7 protein-coding genes and 2 tRNA genes are annotated in these 15,276 nt (G+C 65.1%); 5 read left to right on the plus strand and 4 right to left on the minus strand.

Going from position 1 to position 15,276, the window contains the following annotated elements:
• The first annotated feature begins 142 nt into the window (after positions 1–142).
• The 3 genes from ACFQ6Y_RS23135 (at position 143) to ACFQ6Y_RS23145 (ending at position 1,937) form a co-directional block, all read left to right on the plus strand.
• Positions 143–215 (plus strand) — tRNA-Lys (locus ACFQ6Y_RS23135).
• 125 nt (positions 216–340) lie between these two features.
• Positions 341–1,771 carry an amidase gene (locus ACFQ6Y_RS23140; protein ID WP_378637576.1) on the plus strand — a complete coding sequence of 477 codons (1,431 nt, stop codon included), beginning with the start codon at positions 341–343 and terminating at the stop codon, positions 1,769–1,771.
• 93 nt (positions 1,772–1,864) lie between these two features.
• Positions 1,865–1,937, plus strand: a tRNA-Lys gene (locus ACFQ6Y_RS23145).
• A gap of 66 nt (positions 1,938–2,003) precedes the next feature.
• On the opposite strand, the gene ACFQ6Y_RS23150 is transcribed toward ACFQ6Y_RS23145, so the two are convergent.
• Positions 2,004–2,225, minus strand: coding sequence for a DUF3618 domain-containing protein (locus tag ACFQ6Y_RS23150; protein WP_003945299.1), 222 nt, complete (start codon positions 2,223–2,225; stop codon positions 2,004–2,006).
• 145 nt (positions 2,226–2,370) lie between these two features.
• Between ACFQ6Y_RS23150 and bcp the strand changes: the two genes are divergently transcribed.
• Positions 2,371–2,844 (plus strand): thioredoxin-dependent thiol peroxidase, encoded by a 474-nt coding sequence (bcp, locus tag ACFQ6Y_RS23155; RefSeq protein ID WP_007733290.1) that lies wholly within the window; start codon positions 2,371–2,373, stop codon positions 2,842–2,844.
• On the opposite strand, the gene ACFQ6Y_RS23160 is transcribed toward bcp, so the two are convergent.
• Positions 2,841–4,190: a dipeptidase gene (locus tag ACFQ6Y_RS23160; protein ID WP_378637579.1), complete on the minus strand. Its 1,350-nt coding sequence runs from the start codon at positions 4,188–4,190 to the stop codon at positions 2,841–2,843. The two genes, bcp and ACFQ6Y_RS23160, sit on opposite strands and share 4 nt — an antisense overlap.
• A 290-nt stretch (positions 4,191–4,480) precedes the next feature.
• On the opposite strand from ACFQ6Y_RS23160, the gene ACFQ6Y_RS23165 reads away from it, so the two are divergent.
• Positions 4,481–5,182: a TetR/AcrR family transcriptional regulator gene (locus ACFQ6Y_RS23165; protein WP_378637582.1), complete on the plus strand. Its 702-nt coding sequence runs from the start codon at positions 4,481–4,483 to the stop codon at positions 5,180–5,182.
• Positions 5,183–5,240: 58 nt separating this feature from the next.
• On the opposite strand, the gene ACFQ6Y_RS23170 is transcribed toward ACFQ6Y_RS23165, so the two are convergent.
• Together ACFQ6Y_RS23170 and ACFQ6Y_RS23175 are read right to left on the minus strand one after the other, a co-directional pair.
• The gene (locus tag ACFQ6Y_RS23170; RefSeq protein WP_378449676.1) at positions 5,241–5,639 is read right to left on the minus strand and encodes a holo-ACP synthase; all 399 of its coding nucleotides are present in this window, start codon (positions 5,637–5,639) and stop codon (positions 5,241–5,243) included.
• Between the two features lie 10 nt (positions 5,640–5,649).
• On the minus strand, positions 5,650–14,958 hold the full coding sequence (locus tag ACFQ6Y_RS23175; protein ID WP_378637587.1) for a fatty acid synthase subunit beta domain-containing protein: 9,309 nt from the start codon (positions 14,956–14,958) through the stop codon (positions 5,650–5,652).
• Between the last annotated feature and the right edge of the window lie 318 nt (positions 14,959–15,276).

The following is a 15,276-nucleotide window of genomic DNA, read 5'->3' on the forward strand; positions in this document are numbered from 1 at the left end:
TCAAGTATCAATCGCTCCGAACCGTCCGTTTTGTTACCGTTCGAGGCGGATTTCCTCCGATCGGACTAAGGCAGTGAACCTGCTACCTGGCGATTTGCTCCCGAACCGGCGATTCGGCTAATGTTCTGTCTCGCAAGAGCGAGCGCCTATAGCTCAGTTGGTAGAGCAAGTGACTCTTAATCACTGGGTCCGGGGTTCGAGTCCCTGTGGGCGCACTTGCAAAGGTCCCCACCTTCTTCGGAAGGTGGGGATTTTTCGTTGTGTCGTGGTGAACAGGTCGTGGTGAACAGTTTGTGGTGAATAGACTTCACAGTTATCGGAACCACGGCCTGGAGGATTGATGACCGAGCGCGAAACCACACCGGGGAGCGAGCTGGTATTCGCCGGGGTTGCGGGTCAGGCCGCTCTGATCCGGTCCGGCGAATTGTCCGCCCGCGAGCTCACCGAGAACACACTTCGCCGTATCGAACGCCTCGATTCGACGCTCAATGCTTTCGTGCGAGTTCTCGCAGACGAAGCGCTCGACGAGGCGGCACGGCTCGATCAGCGCCAGGCCGACGGCCTCAGCCTGGGCCCACTGCACGGAGTCCCGATCGCGATCAAAGACGAGAACGACGTCGCCGGAACGCCGACGACGTACGGCGGTGCGGCAGCAACTCGCATCGCCTCCGCTGACTCGGAGGTCGTGCGCCGTTTGCGCGAGGCCGGCGCGGTGATCGTCGGCAAGACGACGATGCCCGAGTTCGGCATCTGGCCCTTCACGGAGACTGCTGCAAACGGCTACACCAGAAACCCTTGGGACACTGGCGCATCCACCGGCGGATCGAGCGGAGGATCTGCGTCGGCCGTCGCCTCGGGAATGGTCGCGGCGGCGATAGGCGGCGACGGCGGCGGTTCCATTCGATTGCCTTCGGCTTTCTGCGGCCTGTTCGGACTGAAGCCGCAACGTGGTCGGGTGAGCACCGCACCGAACCGAAACCTCTGGCGCGGACTCGGCACGCTCGGCCCTCTCACTCGTTCCGTCGAGGACAGCGCACTCGTGTACGACGCGATCACCGGCACCACCGGGACCGACGACTACACAGCCGAAACGCTCGGCACCAGCTTTGCCGAGTCGGCCGCGTCGGCTCCCGGGCCGCTTCGCATCGCGGTGTCCACCCGGAGTCCGGTCCGGGGAGTCCGCCCGTCACCGGAGGTTATTGCCGCGGTGCACTCGATCGCAGAGATGTTGAGCGCGTTGGGACATCACGTCGAAGAACACGACCCCGAGTACCCGGATGCAACTGCGGCATTTCTCCCCCAGGTGCTCGGCGGCGTCCGCGACGAGGCACTGCGCGTCGATCATCCGGCGCTCCTCGAGAAGCGCACGCGCGCACTCGCAACCATCGGCCGGATTGCCGCCCCCGAGCGCGTCGGGAAATTCGCGTACCGCAAAGGTGAGCGAATTGCAGCGACGGTCAACCAGGTCTTCGACACCTTCGACCTGGTCCTGATGCCGACGACGCCCGCCTTGCCGCGCCCGATCGGACAGCTCGAAGGAACCGGCCTTCTGTCCGCAGTCCGTAAGGCGTTGCCGATCGCGGCCTACTGTTCGATCTGGAATGTCTGCGGTAATCCGGCAGCCGCCGTACCCGCCGGCTTCTCCGAACGCGGACTCCCCCTGAGCGTCCAACTGGTTGCGCGCAGCGGTGGCGAACCGACGATTCTCGCCGTCGCACAGCAGTTGGAAAGCACCGTCCGCTGGCCGGATTCGCGCCCGCCACACTCGTGAATTGCAGAGGCTATGTAACCATCGTCACCACGATGAACACGCGTTTTGCAAACTCCTGAGCCTGTCGGCTAATGTTCTGTCTCGCAAGAGCGAGCGCCTATAGCTCAGTTGGTAGAGCAAGTGACTCTTAATCACTGGGTCCGGGGTTCGAGTCCCTGTGGGCGCACTTGCACGAAGGCCCCCACCTCACGAGGTGGGGGCCTTCTTCATGTCCTGCCTACGAAAACTCGGGTCAGCGAATGATCTTCCGGACCACGAGTAGTCCCACCACCGAACCGACTGCGATCAGCGCGTACTTCACTGCCGGCTCGTTGAGCTTGGCGAGCACCGTCTTCTTGGTGTTCTCGACCAGCCGCTTCGGGTTGGTGCGGACCGTCAGTTCGTCGAGTGTGCTCGCGAGCTGGTTACGCGCCTTCTCGATCTCGCGCTCGATGCTCTCGGTGTCCCTGGGCACGTGTCCTCCAACTTGTCTGTGTTCTGCTGCTCTGTGTGCGGGTCTGCTGTGCGGACGCAGCGCGCCGACACTTCGCTCTACCGTAGAGGAGCAGAATGCCCTCGCGCCCACCTGCCGCGCAATTTCTCGACTAACCTCGATTCCCGTGACCGAGAACAGTAGATTGTCCGCCGGCGACGTCGCGCCGGATTTCACGCTCCCCGACGCCGACGGCAACGAGGTTTCGCTCCACGATTACCGCGGCCGCAAGGTCATCGTGTACTTCTACCCCGCGGCCAGCACCCCGGGATGTACCAAGCAGGCCTGCGACTTCCGTGACAGCCTCGCCGAACTCAACGGCGCCGGCCTCGAAGTCATCGGAATCTCACCGGACAAGCCCGCCAAACTCGCGAAGTTCCGCGATACCGAAGAGCTGACCTTCCCGCTTCTCTCCGATCCCGAGAAGGCGACGCTCGAAGCCTGGGGCGCGTTCGGTGAGAAGAAGATGTACGGCAAGACGGTCCAGGGCGTCATCCGCTCGACGTTCCTCGTCGACGAGGAAGGCAAGATCGAGGTGGCTCAGTACAACGTCCGGGCCACCGGCCACGTCGCCAAGCTACGACGCGATCTGTCGGTCTAACTCCCGTACCTGGTCAAGAACAGCGCTTCCGCGAAAGCGAGATTCTCGATCTCCGACGGGTCGACGCTTTCGTCAGGTGCATGAATGCGGCACTGCGGTTCCTCGACGCCGATCAATGCGATCTCCGCGTCGGGGAACTGCTCGGCCAGTGCACTGCACAGCGGTATCGATCCCCCTTGTCCGGCAAATCCCACTTCGCGGCCGTAGGCATCGGTGAGCGCGGACTTCAGCTCCGCGAAACCTGCCCCCTCCGTCGAGGACGAGAACGGCGATCCCGTCGATTCCGGTACGACCTCGATGTGGACGCCCCACGGCGCCGCTGCCAGGAGGTGGTCGGTCAACGACTTCTGTGCCTGCGCCGGATCCGTGCCGGGCGGGACGCGAAGATTCAGGCGTGCGGACGCGCGTGGGGTGATCGCCGCTGCCGAGCCCACGACCGGCGGGCAGTCGATACCCAGAATGGTCAACGCCGGACGAGCCCACACCTGCTCGGCGACCGAACCGGAACCCGTCAGCTGCACACCGTCGAGTACTCCCGCATCGGAGCGGAACTGATCGTCGTCGTAGCTGACCCCGGCCCATTCCTGGTCGTTGGTCAAGCCTTCGACGGTGGTGTTTCCGGCGCTGTCGTGCAACGTCGACAGAATGTGCACCAGCGCGGTGATCGCATCGGGTGCCGGCCCACCGAAGACACCGGAGTGAATCTCACCCTCGAGCGTCGACACGTGGACCACCACGTTGGCGATCCCGCGTAGTGACGTCGTGATCGTCGGCTCCCCGACCTCCGTGTTGCCGGTATCGGCGATCAGGATCATGTCTGCCGCGAAGAGTTCCGGCCGCTCGCGCACCAGATCCTCGAGACCGCCGGTGCCCATCTCCTCCGAACCCTCGGCGACGATCGTCAGATGCGCGCTCGGATCCACACCGGCAGCGGCAAGCGCTCGCAGCGCCGTCAAATGCATGACGACGTTGCCCTTGCAGTCGGAAGCGCCGCGTCCGTACCACCGTCCGTCGCGCTCGGTGAGCGTGAAAGGCGGCGAGCCCCAGAGCTCTTCGTTTCCGGACGGCTGAACGTCGTAGTGGCAGTACAGCAGAACGGTCGGGGCACCGGCCGGGCCTGGTCGACGCCCGACGACCGCTGCCGAACCGTCGGAGGTCTCGATCGCCTCGATATCGGCGAAACCCTGATCACGGAATGCCTCCAGCACCCAATGTGCCGCGGCTGCGCATTCTTCCGGCGGGTACTGCCGTGCATCGGCGACGGACTTCATCGCCACAAGTGCACTCAGATCTTCACGGGCACGCGGCATGAGTTCACGTACCGCGGTTCGCAGTTCTTCCGTCATCGTCTCCCTCTCCTCGGCGTCGAATCTCGGTGTGCCCGAAGAATCTCAGTCTGCCCGAATCAGATGAAAGGAGTCGGCAGGATCGCCGGTGCGCCACACCGTGCAGCAACCTCTTCGGCTACTGGACAGGTGGTCACCTAGTATCGAGTTGTGGCTACAGCATCGGGACTCGTGTGCGCGCACCTGCGCGGTGCGTTTCGACCGATCACGACCGCCGAAGTAGGTGGCCGATGACACCGGATAACGCACAAGTCCCAAATTCGACAGAAAACACCGATAGCCTGGAAGATGTGCAGCCCACGACTCGTCAGCGCGCGCGGCGGCGAGTCGACCCAGCACTGGAAAATCCCCAGAGCCTCGAAGAACCGCAGGAACTGCTGCCGCGCAAGCGTCCGACGCAAGAACGCAGCCAGCGTAAATTCGACGCCCTCCTGGCGGCGTCACGGGAACTCCTCACCGATGTCGGTTTCGAGTCGTTCACCTGTGAAGAAGTCGCGGCACGTGCTGACGTCCCGATTGGGACGCTTTACCAGTTCTTCGCGAACAAGTACGTCATCGTCTGCGAATTGAACCGCCAGGACCTCGTCGGGGTCCAACACGAGCTTGCCCAGTTCGGCGGCGAAGTGCCCTCGCTCGACTGGCTGCGGTTCCTGAACAGTTTCGTTGATCACATGGCCGGGCTGTGGACGTCCGATCCGTCGCGCCGCGAGGTCTGGCTGGCGATGCAGTCGACACCGTCCACGCGGGCCACCGGCGTCATTCACGAGAAGCAGTTCGCCGAGACTGTCGCGAATATGCTGGGCCCGTTGACGCCGCGTACGCGGCGAGATCGTCGCCTGATGATGGCGGAAGTCCTTGTCCACGTGGTGTATTCGATGCTCAATTTTTCGGTTCAGGACGGTCAGTCGCATGCCGACGCTGTCGCCGAACTGAAGAGGCTGATGGTCGCGTATCTCCTCGTTGCCGAGAAGGAATCGCGCACGAAGGACTAGTCGAACGGCAAAGAGCCGGTCTCCCCTTGGGAGACCGGCTCTTTCGTGTCCGGCGGTGTTACTCCGGTTCGGATTCGATGACCGCGAAAGCTCCGGCCATGTCCCCGTCGTGAGTGAGTGAAATATGAATCTTCACTCCGGTGAGGTGTTTGGCCACGTCACCGCGAAGGCGGATGCCGGGGCGGCCCCAGGCGTCCGAGACGACTTCGATCTGATTGTGGATCATCTCCCCCAGCACCGGCGGGCTGGCGAAGATGGCAGTCGACCAAGCCTTGATCACTGCTTCCTTCGCTGCCCACCGCGCCGCGAAGTGTCGTGCTGGTTCGGAGCTCCGGGTAGCGGCGTCTCGACGCTCGCCCGGTGTGAAGTTGTCGAGCATTGCCGTTCCCGGCCTGTTCAATTGCTCGGCGAACTCCGACACCGTCACGAGGTCGAAGCCGATACCCAGAACTCCCATACCGTGATTATTACTTGCAGCCGGGCAGATTCGAGCGGTACACCTGATCTGCGCCGAGTCGTGCGTCCTCGCTCAGCAGCATGTCCGCTTCGAGCTGACGCGACGCCTTCGCCGGCGTTCCGTCGGCGCCGAGGCGACGATCCGCCGGACGCTCGTAGAGGCTGTCGCCGCCGCACATCGCCTTGGTGAGACGACGCTGACCGTCGATCGTCCGCTGCTGCGCCGCCGCAACGTAGTCCGCGCGCTTGTCGGCCGGAACCGACTCGACGAATGCCTGCGGATGCACGACTGCGATCAAGCCGGAAACGTGACCGAAGCCGAGGCTGGTCAGCAGGCCGGCGCGCAGCGGAAGCTGCTCACCGAACTTGAGCGGCTGACGCGCCCACACGAGGTGCTCGAACTCGGCCATCTTGTCGTCGACGCAGTCGAGGCTGCGGTTCGGCGGGACGATGCCCTGGCTCAGTACCTGGCAGAGTCCGATCAGCTGGAAGGCTGCGGCACCGCCCTTCGCGTGACCAGTCAGGCTCTTTTGCGAGACCACGAACATCGGCGCGCCTTCACTGCGTCCCAATGCCCCGGCGAGGCGCTCGTGCAGCTCTGCCTCGTTGGGATCGTTGGCGGCAGTGGAGGTGTCGTGCTTGGAGATCACGGCGATGTCGTCGGCGCTCACTCCGAGTGCGTTGAGCGAGAGTGCGAGCTGTGAATCCGCTCCCCCACGTCCGGCGCCCAGTGCTCCGAGTCCCGGTGCCGGGATCGAGGTATGGACACCGTCGGCGAACGATCCGGCCCAGGCGACCACACCGAGGACGGGCAGACCCATCTCGAGTGCCAGGTCACCGCGAGCGAGCAGAATCGTTCCGCCACCGGCCGACTCGACGAATCCGCCGCGGCGACGATCGTTTGCCCGCGAGAAGCGGCGATCCTCGATGCCCTTGGCGTGCATGTCCTCGGTCTTCGCAGTAGCCGACATGTCGCCGAAGCCGATGATGCCTTCCGTGCTCAGATCGTCGAACCCGCCGGCAACAACCAACTGCGCCTTGCCGAGTCGGATCTTGTCGACGCCTTCTTCGACGGATACTGCTGCCGTGGCGCAGGCGGCGACGGGGTGAACCATCGCGCCGTAACCGCCGACGTACGACTGAACGACGTGCGCTGCAATGACGTTCGGCAGCGCTTCCTGCAGGATGTCGTTCGGGCGGTTCTCGCCGAGCAGCGTGTCGATGTACAGGCTCCTCATGGAGGTCATGCCGCCCATGCCGGTGCCCTGCGTGTTGGCGACCAGGCTCGGGTGTACCCAGCGGAGCAGTTCGCTCGGAGTGAAGCCGCCCGTGAGGAAGGCGTCCACCGTTGCGACGATGTTCCAGAGACCGACACGGTCGACCGAATCTGCCATGTCCGCGGGGATGCCCCACTTGGTGACGTCGAAGTTGGTCGGGATCTGGCCGCCGACACTACGAGTCAGCTTCATCTTGCGCGGGACGCGGATCTCCGTGCCTGCGCGGCGGGTGACCGTCCAGTCTCCGGACTCGGCGGAAACCGTGGCCGTCGTGTTCTCCGGATCGGATTCGACGAAGGCCTGAGCCTCTGCCTCACTGCCGACCACGAAGCTCAGATCCTTGTCCAGGAACACGGAGGTGAGCAGCGGAGCGGTGTTGTCGATCATCGCGCCCTCGTCGGCGTAGCGACGGATGCCGCAACGCTCGACGACTGCGTCGTGGTACTTGTCGGCGATTTCCGCCTCGGGTACCAGGTCACCGGATTCGACGTCGTACCAACCCGGCTTGGGGTCGTTCTCCCAGACGATGAGTCCGGTGTTCCACGCCAATTCGAGAACGCCTGCGGCAGAGAGCTGCTCGTCGACCTCCATCTCGAAGCGGGTGCGCGAGGAACCGTAGGGTCCGAGCTCTCCGGCGCCCACGATGACCACGAGGTCCGCGGGGGTGACGTCCAGTTCGGGCCAGCTCGGAGCCTTGACCGAGTCGTCGATGCGAGCCGGCGCGGGCAGTGCCAGGATGCTGGACTCGTCCACTGCCTCGTCGACAGCTTCGGCGATCTCGGCAACCTCGGCAGCTTCCTTGGCCAAAGCACCCAGATCCAGGTTGGCCTCGGACAGTCCGCCGGTCAGGTCGACCTCGAGCGGAGCCTCTGCAGCAGCGCGACGCGACTCACGCGTTGCCGTCTTCAGCAGTTGGGTCGCCATCTCCTGGGTGGACCAGGTGCGGACGCCAGCAGCTTCGACCGCGTCGACGATCGGATCGTTGTGACCCATGAGTCCGGTTCCGCGAACCCAACCGATGACGGCGTGTGCCAACGTGACCCGCTCGGCCCAGTTGCGCTCGGCCTTCCAACGGTTCACCACGGCGATCAGCGAAGCCTTGGCCTCACCGTAAGCACCGTCACCACCGAACGTTCCGCGGTTCGGCGAACCGGGCAGCACTACGTGCAAGTGCGTGTCGACGTCGCTGTCGTAACCGATCTTCGACAGACCGCCGATGAGGCGCTCCACCGACCAGAGCAACACGCGCATTTCCATTTCGGCGCGAGCGCCGGCGTCGGAAAGTTCGCCGCCGACACGGGGAGCTGCGAACGGGAAGAGCATCGTCGGCGTCATGGCCGGCTTGATGAGCTTCTTTGCACCGCCTGCGTTCTCGGTGGCCTCGTTGCCGATCCAGTCGATCAGTGCGTCGACGTCGGTGTACGACGCCATGTTCGCGGGAACCACCCAGAGGGCGGCACCTGCGCGAGCGTTCTCGCGGTACAGGTCGCGGTAGAAGCCGAGACGCTGACCGTCGAGTCGCGAGGTGGTCACGAATACCGTTGCGCCACCGGCAAGGAGCTTGCCCGTGACCGCTGCCGCGATGGAACCCTTGCTGGCGCCCGTCACTACTGCGACCTCGCCTGCCCACTCGGGTGCGTCGGATTCTGCCGCAGCAGCCGCATCAACGATGCGGGTGTAGACCTCGGCGAGTGCGGTGCGGCCTTCGTCGGTCGCACGGGTGGCCCACCACTTCGCCTGTGCGGCGACGGTGGAGCCGGCACCGATGAAGTTCTCGACCGACAACGCGGTGTCACCGAGCCAAATGCGAGCGAGATCCTCACGCGCACTTGCCCAGCGGTCGTCGAGCAGAACGGCCTTCTGCGCGTCGAATGCCGGAGCAACCAGACGCGGCCAGTCGGAGCCGAGTTCAGCCGAGACCAGGTCGACAAGTTCGGTGTCCTCGACCGTCGCGACTGCCGTTTCTTCGTTCAGTCCGAGCTGCTCGAGTACCAGGCGTGCGGCCGAGGCCAGAACGCCGTTGCGACCGGTGATGTTCTCGGTGAACTCACCCAGAGCGGCTGCGTCGACGGTTCCGCCGCTTCCGCCGCCGGTAGCCGGCAACGAGACGCTGACTCCGCGAGCAGACCCGACCGAGGCAACTGCGCTGTCGATGACTGCGTCCACTGCTGCAGCGTCGGCCAGTGCGCCGGAGCTCAGGCCACCGAGGTCGCCGCCGCGGATGCTGGCGCCGTCACGGGTACCGAGAGCCACTGCTGCGGTGACGTGGTGTGCCCAGCCGTCGCCCAGCTCCCAGACCTTCTTGACGCGGTCGGCGATGTAGCCGGGACGCTTGCCAGAGGGGCCGAAGACCTTGCGCAGGTGATCGTTGATCGAATCGGAGAGCACCGGTCCGAACGGCTTGTACGTACGGGCGAGCTTGTCGACGGTTGCCCCCAGGGAGCCCATGTCGGCGTCTGCGGCACCGTCGATGGCGCCGAGAGACAGCTCGGAGCCGAGGTCGACCAAGAGCTGGTTACGACGCGAGGAGACGCCGTCGCACAGTGCCTCGATCGTGTCGGCGGGGCCGACCTGATCGGGACGGAGCTTGGTCCACAGGCTGATCAGGACCTTCGTGGCGTCGGGAGCCTTGAAGGTGAGGTCGTCCGGACGCGGTCCGCCCGAAGGTGCAGCGGGAGCAGCAGCGACCGGAGCGGCAGCTGCGGCGACCGGGGCAGCCTGCGCGGCAGGGGCTTCGATCTCGTCGTCGTCATCGACGGCCGGATCGACGTCGGTGCCGTAGACGATCGCAGCTTCGCGCTCGACGTTGAGAACCTCTACCGGGTAGCCGAAGCGGCCCGGCAGCTTGAGGGTCTGCGACGCCAGGTTCGCGACGGTCGGGGCGGCGCCGAGACCGATCTCGACGAAGCGCTCGACCCCGAGTCCACCTTCGGACTCGTCGCCGAACAGCAGGTCCTGCGTCTCGATCCAGCGAACCGGGCTGGCGAATTGCCACGCCAGCAACTCGATCAGGATGATGCGGGACAACTCGTGGGTACGCGTTGCGTAGCTGTCGAAGTCCGCAAGGACTTCCTGCAGCGGCTCGGACGGCACCAAGTCGGCGATTTCCTGAACGAAGTCACGACGCAGCGAGAACGGCTTCGGAACCAGGTTCGGGATGTAGCGGCCGATCAGGATGTCCGGGTCGATGTCGTGCGGGAGCAAGTCTTGCAGGCATACGCGGAAGTCCGCCACGCCGCCGCGAAGCACGGTGGAGTGGAACGGAACGTCGATGCCGGGGACCTGGATGTATGCCCGCTTGCCACCGAATTCTGCGCGGCGACGGTCGATTTCGATCTCGAGTGCGTCGAGACCGGCCACCGAACCGGCGATGGCGTACTGGCTGCCACGCAAGTTCAGGTTGACGATTTCGAGGAACTCACCGGAAGCCTCGGCGACACCGGCAACGAAGCCCTGCACGTCGTCGTCGGAGACACCGATCTGCGACGGGCGAATAGCGGCCATGCGGTAGTCGGAGCGTCCGGCTTCGTCACGGGGAACGAGCTGGTGCATCGCGGAGCCACGCTGGAAGACGACCTCGAGAAGTGCTTCGAGCGGGAAGACCTCGGCAACAGCGGCGAGTGCGTTGTACTCACCGACCGAGTGACCGGCCAGAAGCGAATCCTCGATGAAGGTTCCGGACTCGCGCAACTCGGCAACCTGAGCAACACCGAGAACGGCCATGGCCACCTGGGTGAACTGCGTCAGGTGCAGGACACCGTCGGGATGCTTGTGCTCGACACCGCGCGCCTTGACGGTCACCGGGTTGTCGCGCACGACAGCGAGGATCGAGAATCCGAGCGCCTTGCGAGTGTGCTTGTCGGCACGCTCCCAGACGTCGCGCGCGGCCTTGGAGCGGGCGCGGGCGTCGAGGCCCATGCCCGGGCGCTGGATGCCCTGGCCGGGGAAGGCGTAGACAGTCTTGGGTGCGGCGGTGCGACCGGTGGCGACCATGACCAGTTCGCCGTCGATGCGGCAGCCGACCTCGACGATTTCAGCGCCCTGGTCGATACCGACACGATCGACGCGGACGTCGATCTCGGCGCCGGGGCGAACCATCCCGAGGAAGCGGGCGGTCCAGGCGGTCAGGCGGCGCGGCGGAACGCGGGTCTCGGCCGGGTCGACTGCGGTGACAACCTGCTGCGCTGCGGCGGAGAGCCACATGCCGTGCACGATCGGGGTTCCGAGGCCGGCCAGCAGAGCGGCGTTGTCGGAGGTGTGAATCGGGTTGTGGTCACCGGAAACCTGAGCGAATGCGCCCATGCTGACCGGCGCGAGGATCTTCGCGTCACGGCGACGACGACGCGAGGTGTCGACAGCCGCATCGCTGATCGATCCACCGGCGCGAGCCGGGTCGGCGAGTTCTCCTGCACCGGTGCGTCCGCGGATCGCGAAACGCTCGGTCATGGTGACGACTGCGGGGGCGTCGAGGCCCTCGCCGAGCATGGCACCGACCTCGACCTTGACCTCGACGACGCGCCCGAGGTCGGTGTCGAGAACCGAGGCGACCTCGGCGTTGACAACGAGAATGCTTGTCTCGGAGGGAAGCTCACCGACGAAGTCGACGGTGTGGTCGAGGTGGACCAGGTCGAGCATGCCTTCGATGACGGAAAGACTGTCGAGCTTGGCTGCGCCGAGGACTGCGAAGACCGCGGGCCAGCATGCTCCGACGACGACGTCCGGAACAGCCTTGCCGCTGACACTGAGCGTGGCGGGCAGGCCGGAACCGGTGACACCGGCGTGATCGGCGATGCGATCGGGAACCCACGCGACGTTGAGTCGGGCCTTGCCGTTCTTGACTGTCGGAAGTTCCTGTCCGGCAGCAACTGCCAGCAGCGCGGACATCGCACCTTCGGCGTCTGCCTCGGTGACAACCGGAGCGCCGCCGTCGATCACGGACTCGGGGATGGTGATCGTGATGTCGACGGACTTGTCTGCCACCAACGGAACCGAGAGCAGCACGTGCGAGGAATCGACGACGGTCAGGCTGGACCCGGTGGTGCCGTGTACTGCCTTGTCGGCAGACTCCGCACTCCACTCCTCGAGGTCGCCGAGACGACGGACGGGGTTCTGGGTCAGGCGGCCGGCCCACTGGAGGTCAGGAGCCGAGAGGACGGCGTCGAGAAGTCCGGGTGCGGAATCCTGGTGGCGACGGCTCGCAAGTGCAACCGGAGTGGTTCCGGCAGCAACCAATTCGTCGTAGGTGGCCTTCTCGAAACGATCGAGCAGGTCGCCGACCGGCTCGTCGACACGGGTGATGCCGGCGACGGCAACGGTGCCGGGGATGACACAGACCTGATCTGCGGTGTAGCGAGGATCGTGTGCCTGCCACAGGGAGTCGCTGCGCCACCAGCGACGCACGTCACCGTCGACAACGGGAACGAAGTTGACCGGCTTGCCCGGTGTCTTGCAGAGCGAGATGAAGAACGAAACGTCGGCGGGATGCAGAACGGTCGTCGAGTAGTCCGGGTACGACGCCTGCAGTGCGCAGATCGCAGCCTCGGGACGCTCGAGGGTCTCGGCATCGCCGAACAGGGTGGGGATGGGACCGCGGTCGACCGGGTGCAGACGTGCCTCGGCGCGCTGGAGCATCTCGCCGAAGCGAGCACGCCAGGTGATGTCGAGCCACGGGCTCGAGGTCGCCTCGACGATGGCGTCCTGAATATCTGCGCCGCAGTCGAATTCCTTGGCGGCGTCGATCCCGACGGTCAGCTCGAGGTAACGACGCAGCCACTGGGCGTACGTCATGGTCTCGACGTCGCCGAAGTACGGCTTGGCGGTGACGTCGAGGGCGGCGATGATCTCGTCGCGGCGCTCGGCCACTGCCTCGGAATCGCCGGCAACCTCGTCGAGGAGGCGTCCGGTACGCGAAGCCGCGTTGTCGATCTCGTGGATGTCGGCACCGAGCTGGCTACGGCCAGAGGCCATTCCGCCTTCAGCAGTACCGGCACCAACCCAGTCCGGCGTACCGGGTGTGTCGACGAGAAGCTGCTTGACCTCGGGAGAGGTGGTGGCCTCGAGAGTCGCCATGGCTGCAGTGCCGACCAGGATGCCGTCGACGGGCATGGCCGGGAAACCGGCTGCGGCAGACCAGCGGCCGGTCAGGTAATCAGCTGCGCGCTCGGGTGTTCCGATGCCGCCGCCGACGCAGATGACCAGGTTCGGACGCGTGCGCAACTCGGCGTACGTGTCGAGGAGCAGGTCGTCGAGGTCTTCCCACGAGTGGTGTCCGCCGGCGCGGCCGCCTTCGATGTGGACGATGACCGGGAAGTTCGGAACCTCGTTGGCAATGCGGATCACGGAGCGGATCTGCGCCACGGTGCCGGGCTTGAACGCGATGTTGGTGATGCCGATCTCGGACAGCTCGTCGATGAGGGCAACAGCCTCTTCGAGTTCCGGGATACCGGCGGTGACGATGACACCGTCGATGGGAGCACCGGCAGTACGGGCACGCTGCACGAGGCGCTTGCCACCGAGCTGCAGCTTCCACAGGTACGGGTCGAGGAACAGGGAGTTGAACTGGACCGCGCGGCCTGGCTCGAGCAGCATCTTCAGTTCTGCGACACGGTCTTCGAAGATCTCTTCGGTGACCTGTCCGCCACCGGCGAGCTCGGCCCAGTGACCGGCATTGGCTGCCGCGGCAACGATCTTGGCGTCGACCGTCGTCGGCGTCATGCCTGCGAGCAGGATCGGCGAACGACCGGTCAGCTTCGTGAACGCGGTCTCGACGCCGATGCGGCCGCCGGGAAGCGCAACGGGCTTCGGCGCGAATTCGGACCACGAACGTGAGACCTCAGGCGCAGCACCGGGAGTGAGCAGATTGCGGTGTCCACCGCGGGTGGCTGCGGCGATGATGCCGACGCCCTGTCCACGCAGCGAAGAGGACGTCATGCGGGTCAGCTGATCGCTGGGTCCGAGATCGAGAATCCACTTGGCGCCGGCGGAAATTGCACCGTCGACAGCCTCGACCCAGTCGACCGGATCGACGAGGACACCCTGCGCGAGTTCGCGCGCACGGTCCGCGTCGAGACCGCACCGGGTTGCCCAGCTGCCGACCAGTTCGACGGCCTCGGCCAACGCCGGGTGATGGAAGCCGATTTCGGTGTCGAGCGGATCGAAGGACGGAGCGAAGACGGAACCGCCACGCTTCTTGCCCTCACGCTCGCGGGCTTCTTCGGCTTCGATCTGCTCGCAGCGCTCTTGCACGCGTGCCAACTGAGCGGGCGGTCCGGCAAGGACGACACGGCGACGGCCGTTGCGGATGGCGAGAACAGCTGCGCGCTCGGGCGCAACACCCTCGGCAAGCTCGGCGACGATGGCAGCGAGACGCTCGGGATCGACACCCGAGACCGCAACCATCGGTTTCGCGGAGGCGCCTGCGATGACGCCGCGGCGACGGCCGACCAAGCTGGCAGCAGCACCGACGAGCTGTGCGACAGCGAGGAGCTCACCGTCGTCGTTGCCCTGGGCGGCTACGGCAGCCGTGGCAAGAAGGCCCTGCGAGTGGCCGATGACAGCAGCAGGCGGGTTGCCGGCCACATCCAGACCCTGAGCGGAGAGGGCACGCAACGCCGCAAGCTGCGTGAGGAAGACACCGGGTAGCGACACCGGGGCTGCGGTGAGCGCTGCAGCGGAAGGTCCCGCCGACTTCTCACCTTCTTCTTCGTCGACGATCTCGGCTTCGAGCATCCACGCGATCGGATCGAATCCGACCGGGCGCACCACGAGGAGATCCTGGGCGACGGGTGCAAGGCGTGCGGCTGCATCATTGACCAGATCGGTCAGAACGGGTTCCAGGCCGTTGTCACGGCTGAGCTCCTCGAGCGAGGTGAGCCAGGGAGCGCCCTGTCCACCGAAAGCGATTGCGTAGGAAACGCCGTTGTTCAGCGAATCGACGAGGGCACCTTTGCTGGTCGTGCGGGACTGTCCCCCATCGACGCCGAAACGGCGTCCACCCTTCGAGTCGCGTCCGTTTCCTGTAGGTGTCGTGTCATCGATCGTCACGCGTACGTCCTCTCCTGGTCACCTCTGCGGCGAGGTGGGATTTGCGGTGTGCTGCCCGGCTGAAGTGCTCGCGAATTCGTCGAGAGAATCGACGGAGTCAGGGCGTTCGTGCAAGACAAGGTTTACACAGAATCATGAGGATTTCCTCACGTTTGTCGACGCCTTCAAAATCTGGACTTTCAGGGCCGTGATCTTCCTCACGAGAGTTCGAGAAAGTGACTCGCGAGTAGGTCGCGAACGCCCTGCCTGGGACTGTTACCGGGATTTTCAGAAACCTGAGGAACCCCTCATATTTATTGTTACCAATTCGTGACCTCC

The sequence above is a fragment of the Rhodococcus sp. NPDC056516 genome, from assembly GCF_042794655.1.
Classification (GTDB): domain Bacteria; phylum Actinomycetota; class Actinomycetes; order Mycobacteriales; family Mycobacteriaceae; genus Rhodococcus_F.

Excerpts from the sequence above, each read along its gene's own strand:
- ACFQ6Y_RS23140 (WP_378637576.1), top strand. The coding sequence starts at position 341 with ATGACCGAGCGCGAAACCACACCGGGGAGCGAGCTGGTATTCGCCGGG.
- ACFQ6Y_RS23160 (WP_378637579.1), bottom strand. The coding sequence starts at position 4,190 with ATGACGGAAGAACTGCGAACCGCGGTACGTGAACTCATGCCGCGTGCC.
- ACFQ6Y_RS23170 (WP_378449676.1), bottom strand. The coding sequence starts at position 5,639 with ATGGGAGTTCTGGGTATCGGCTTCGACCTCGTGACGGTGTCGGAGTTC.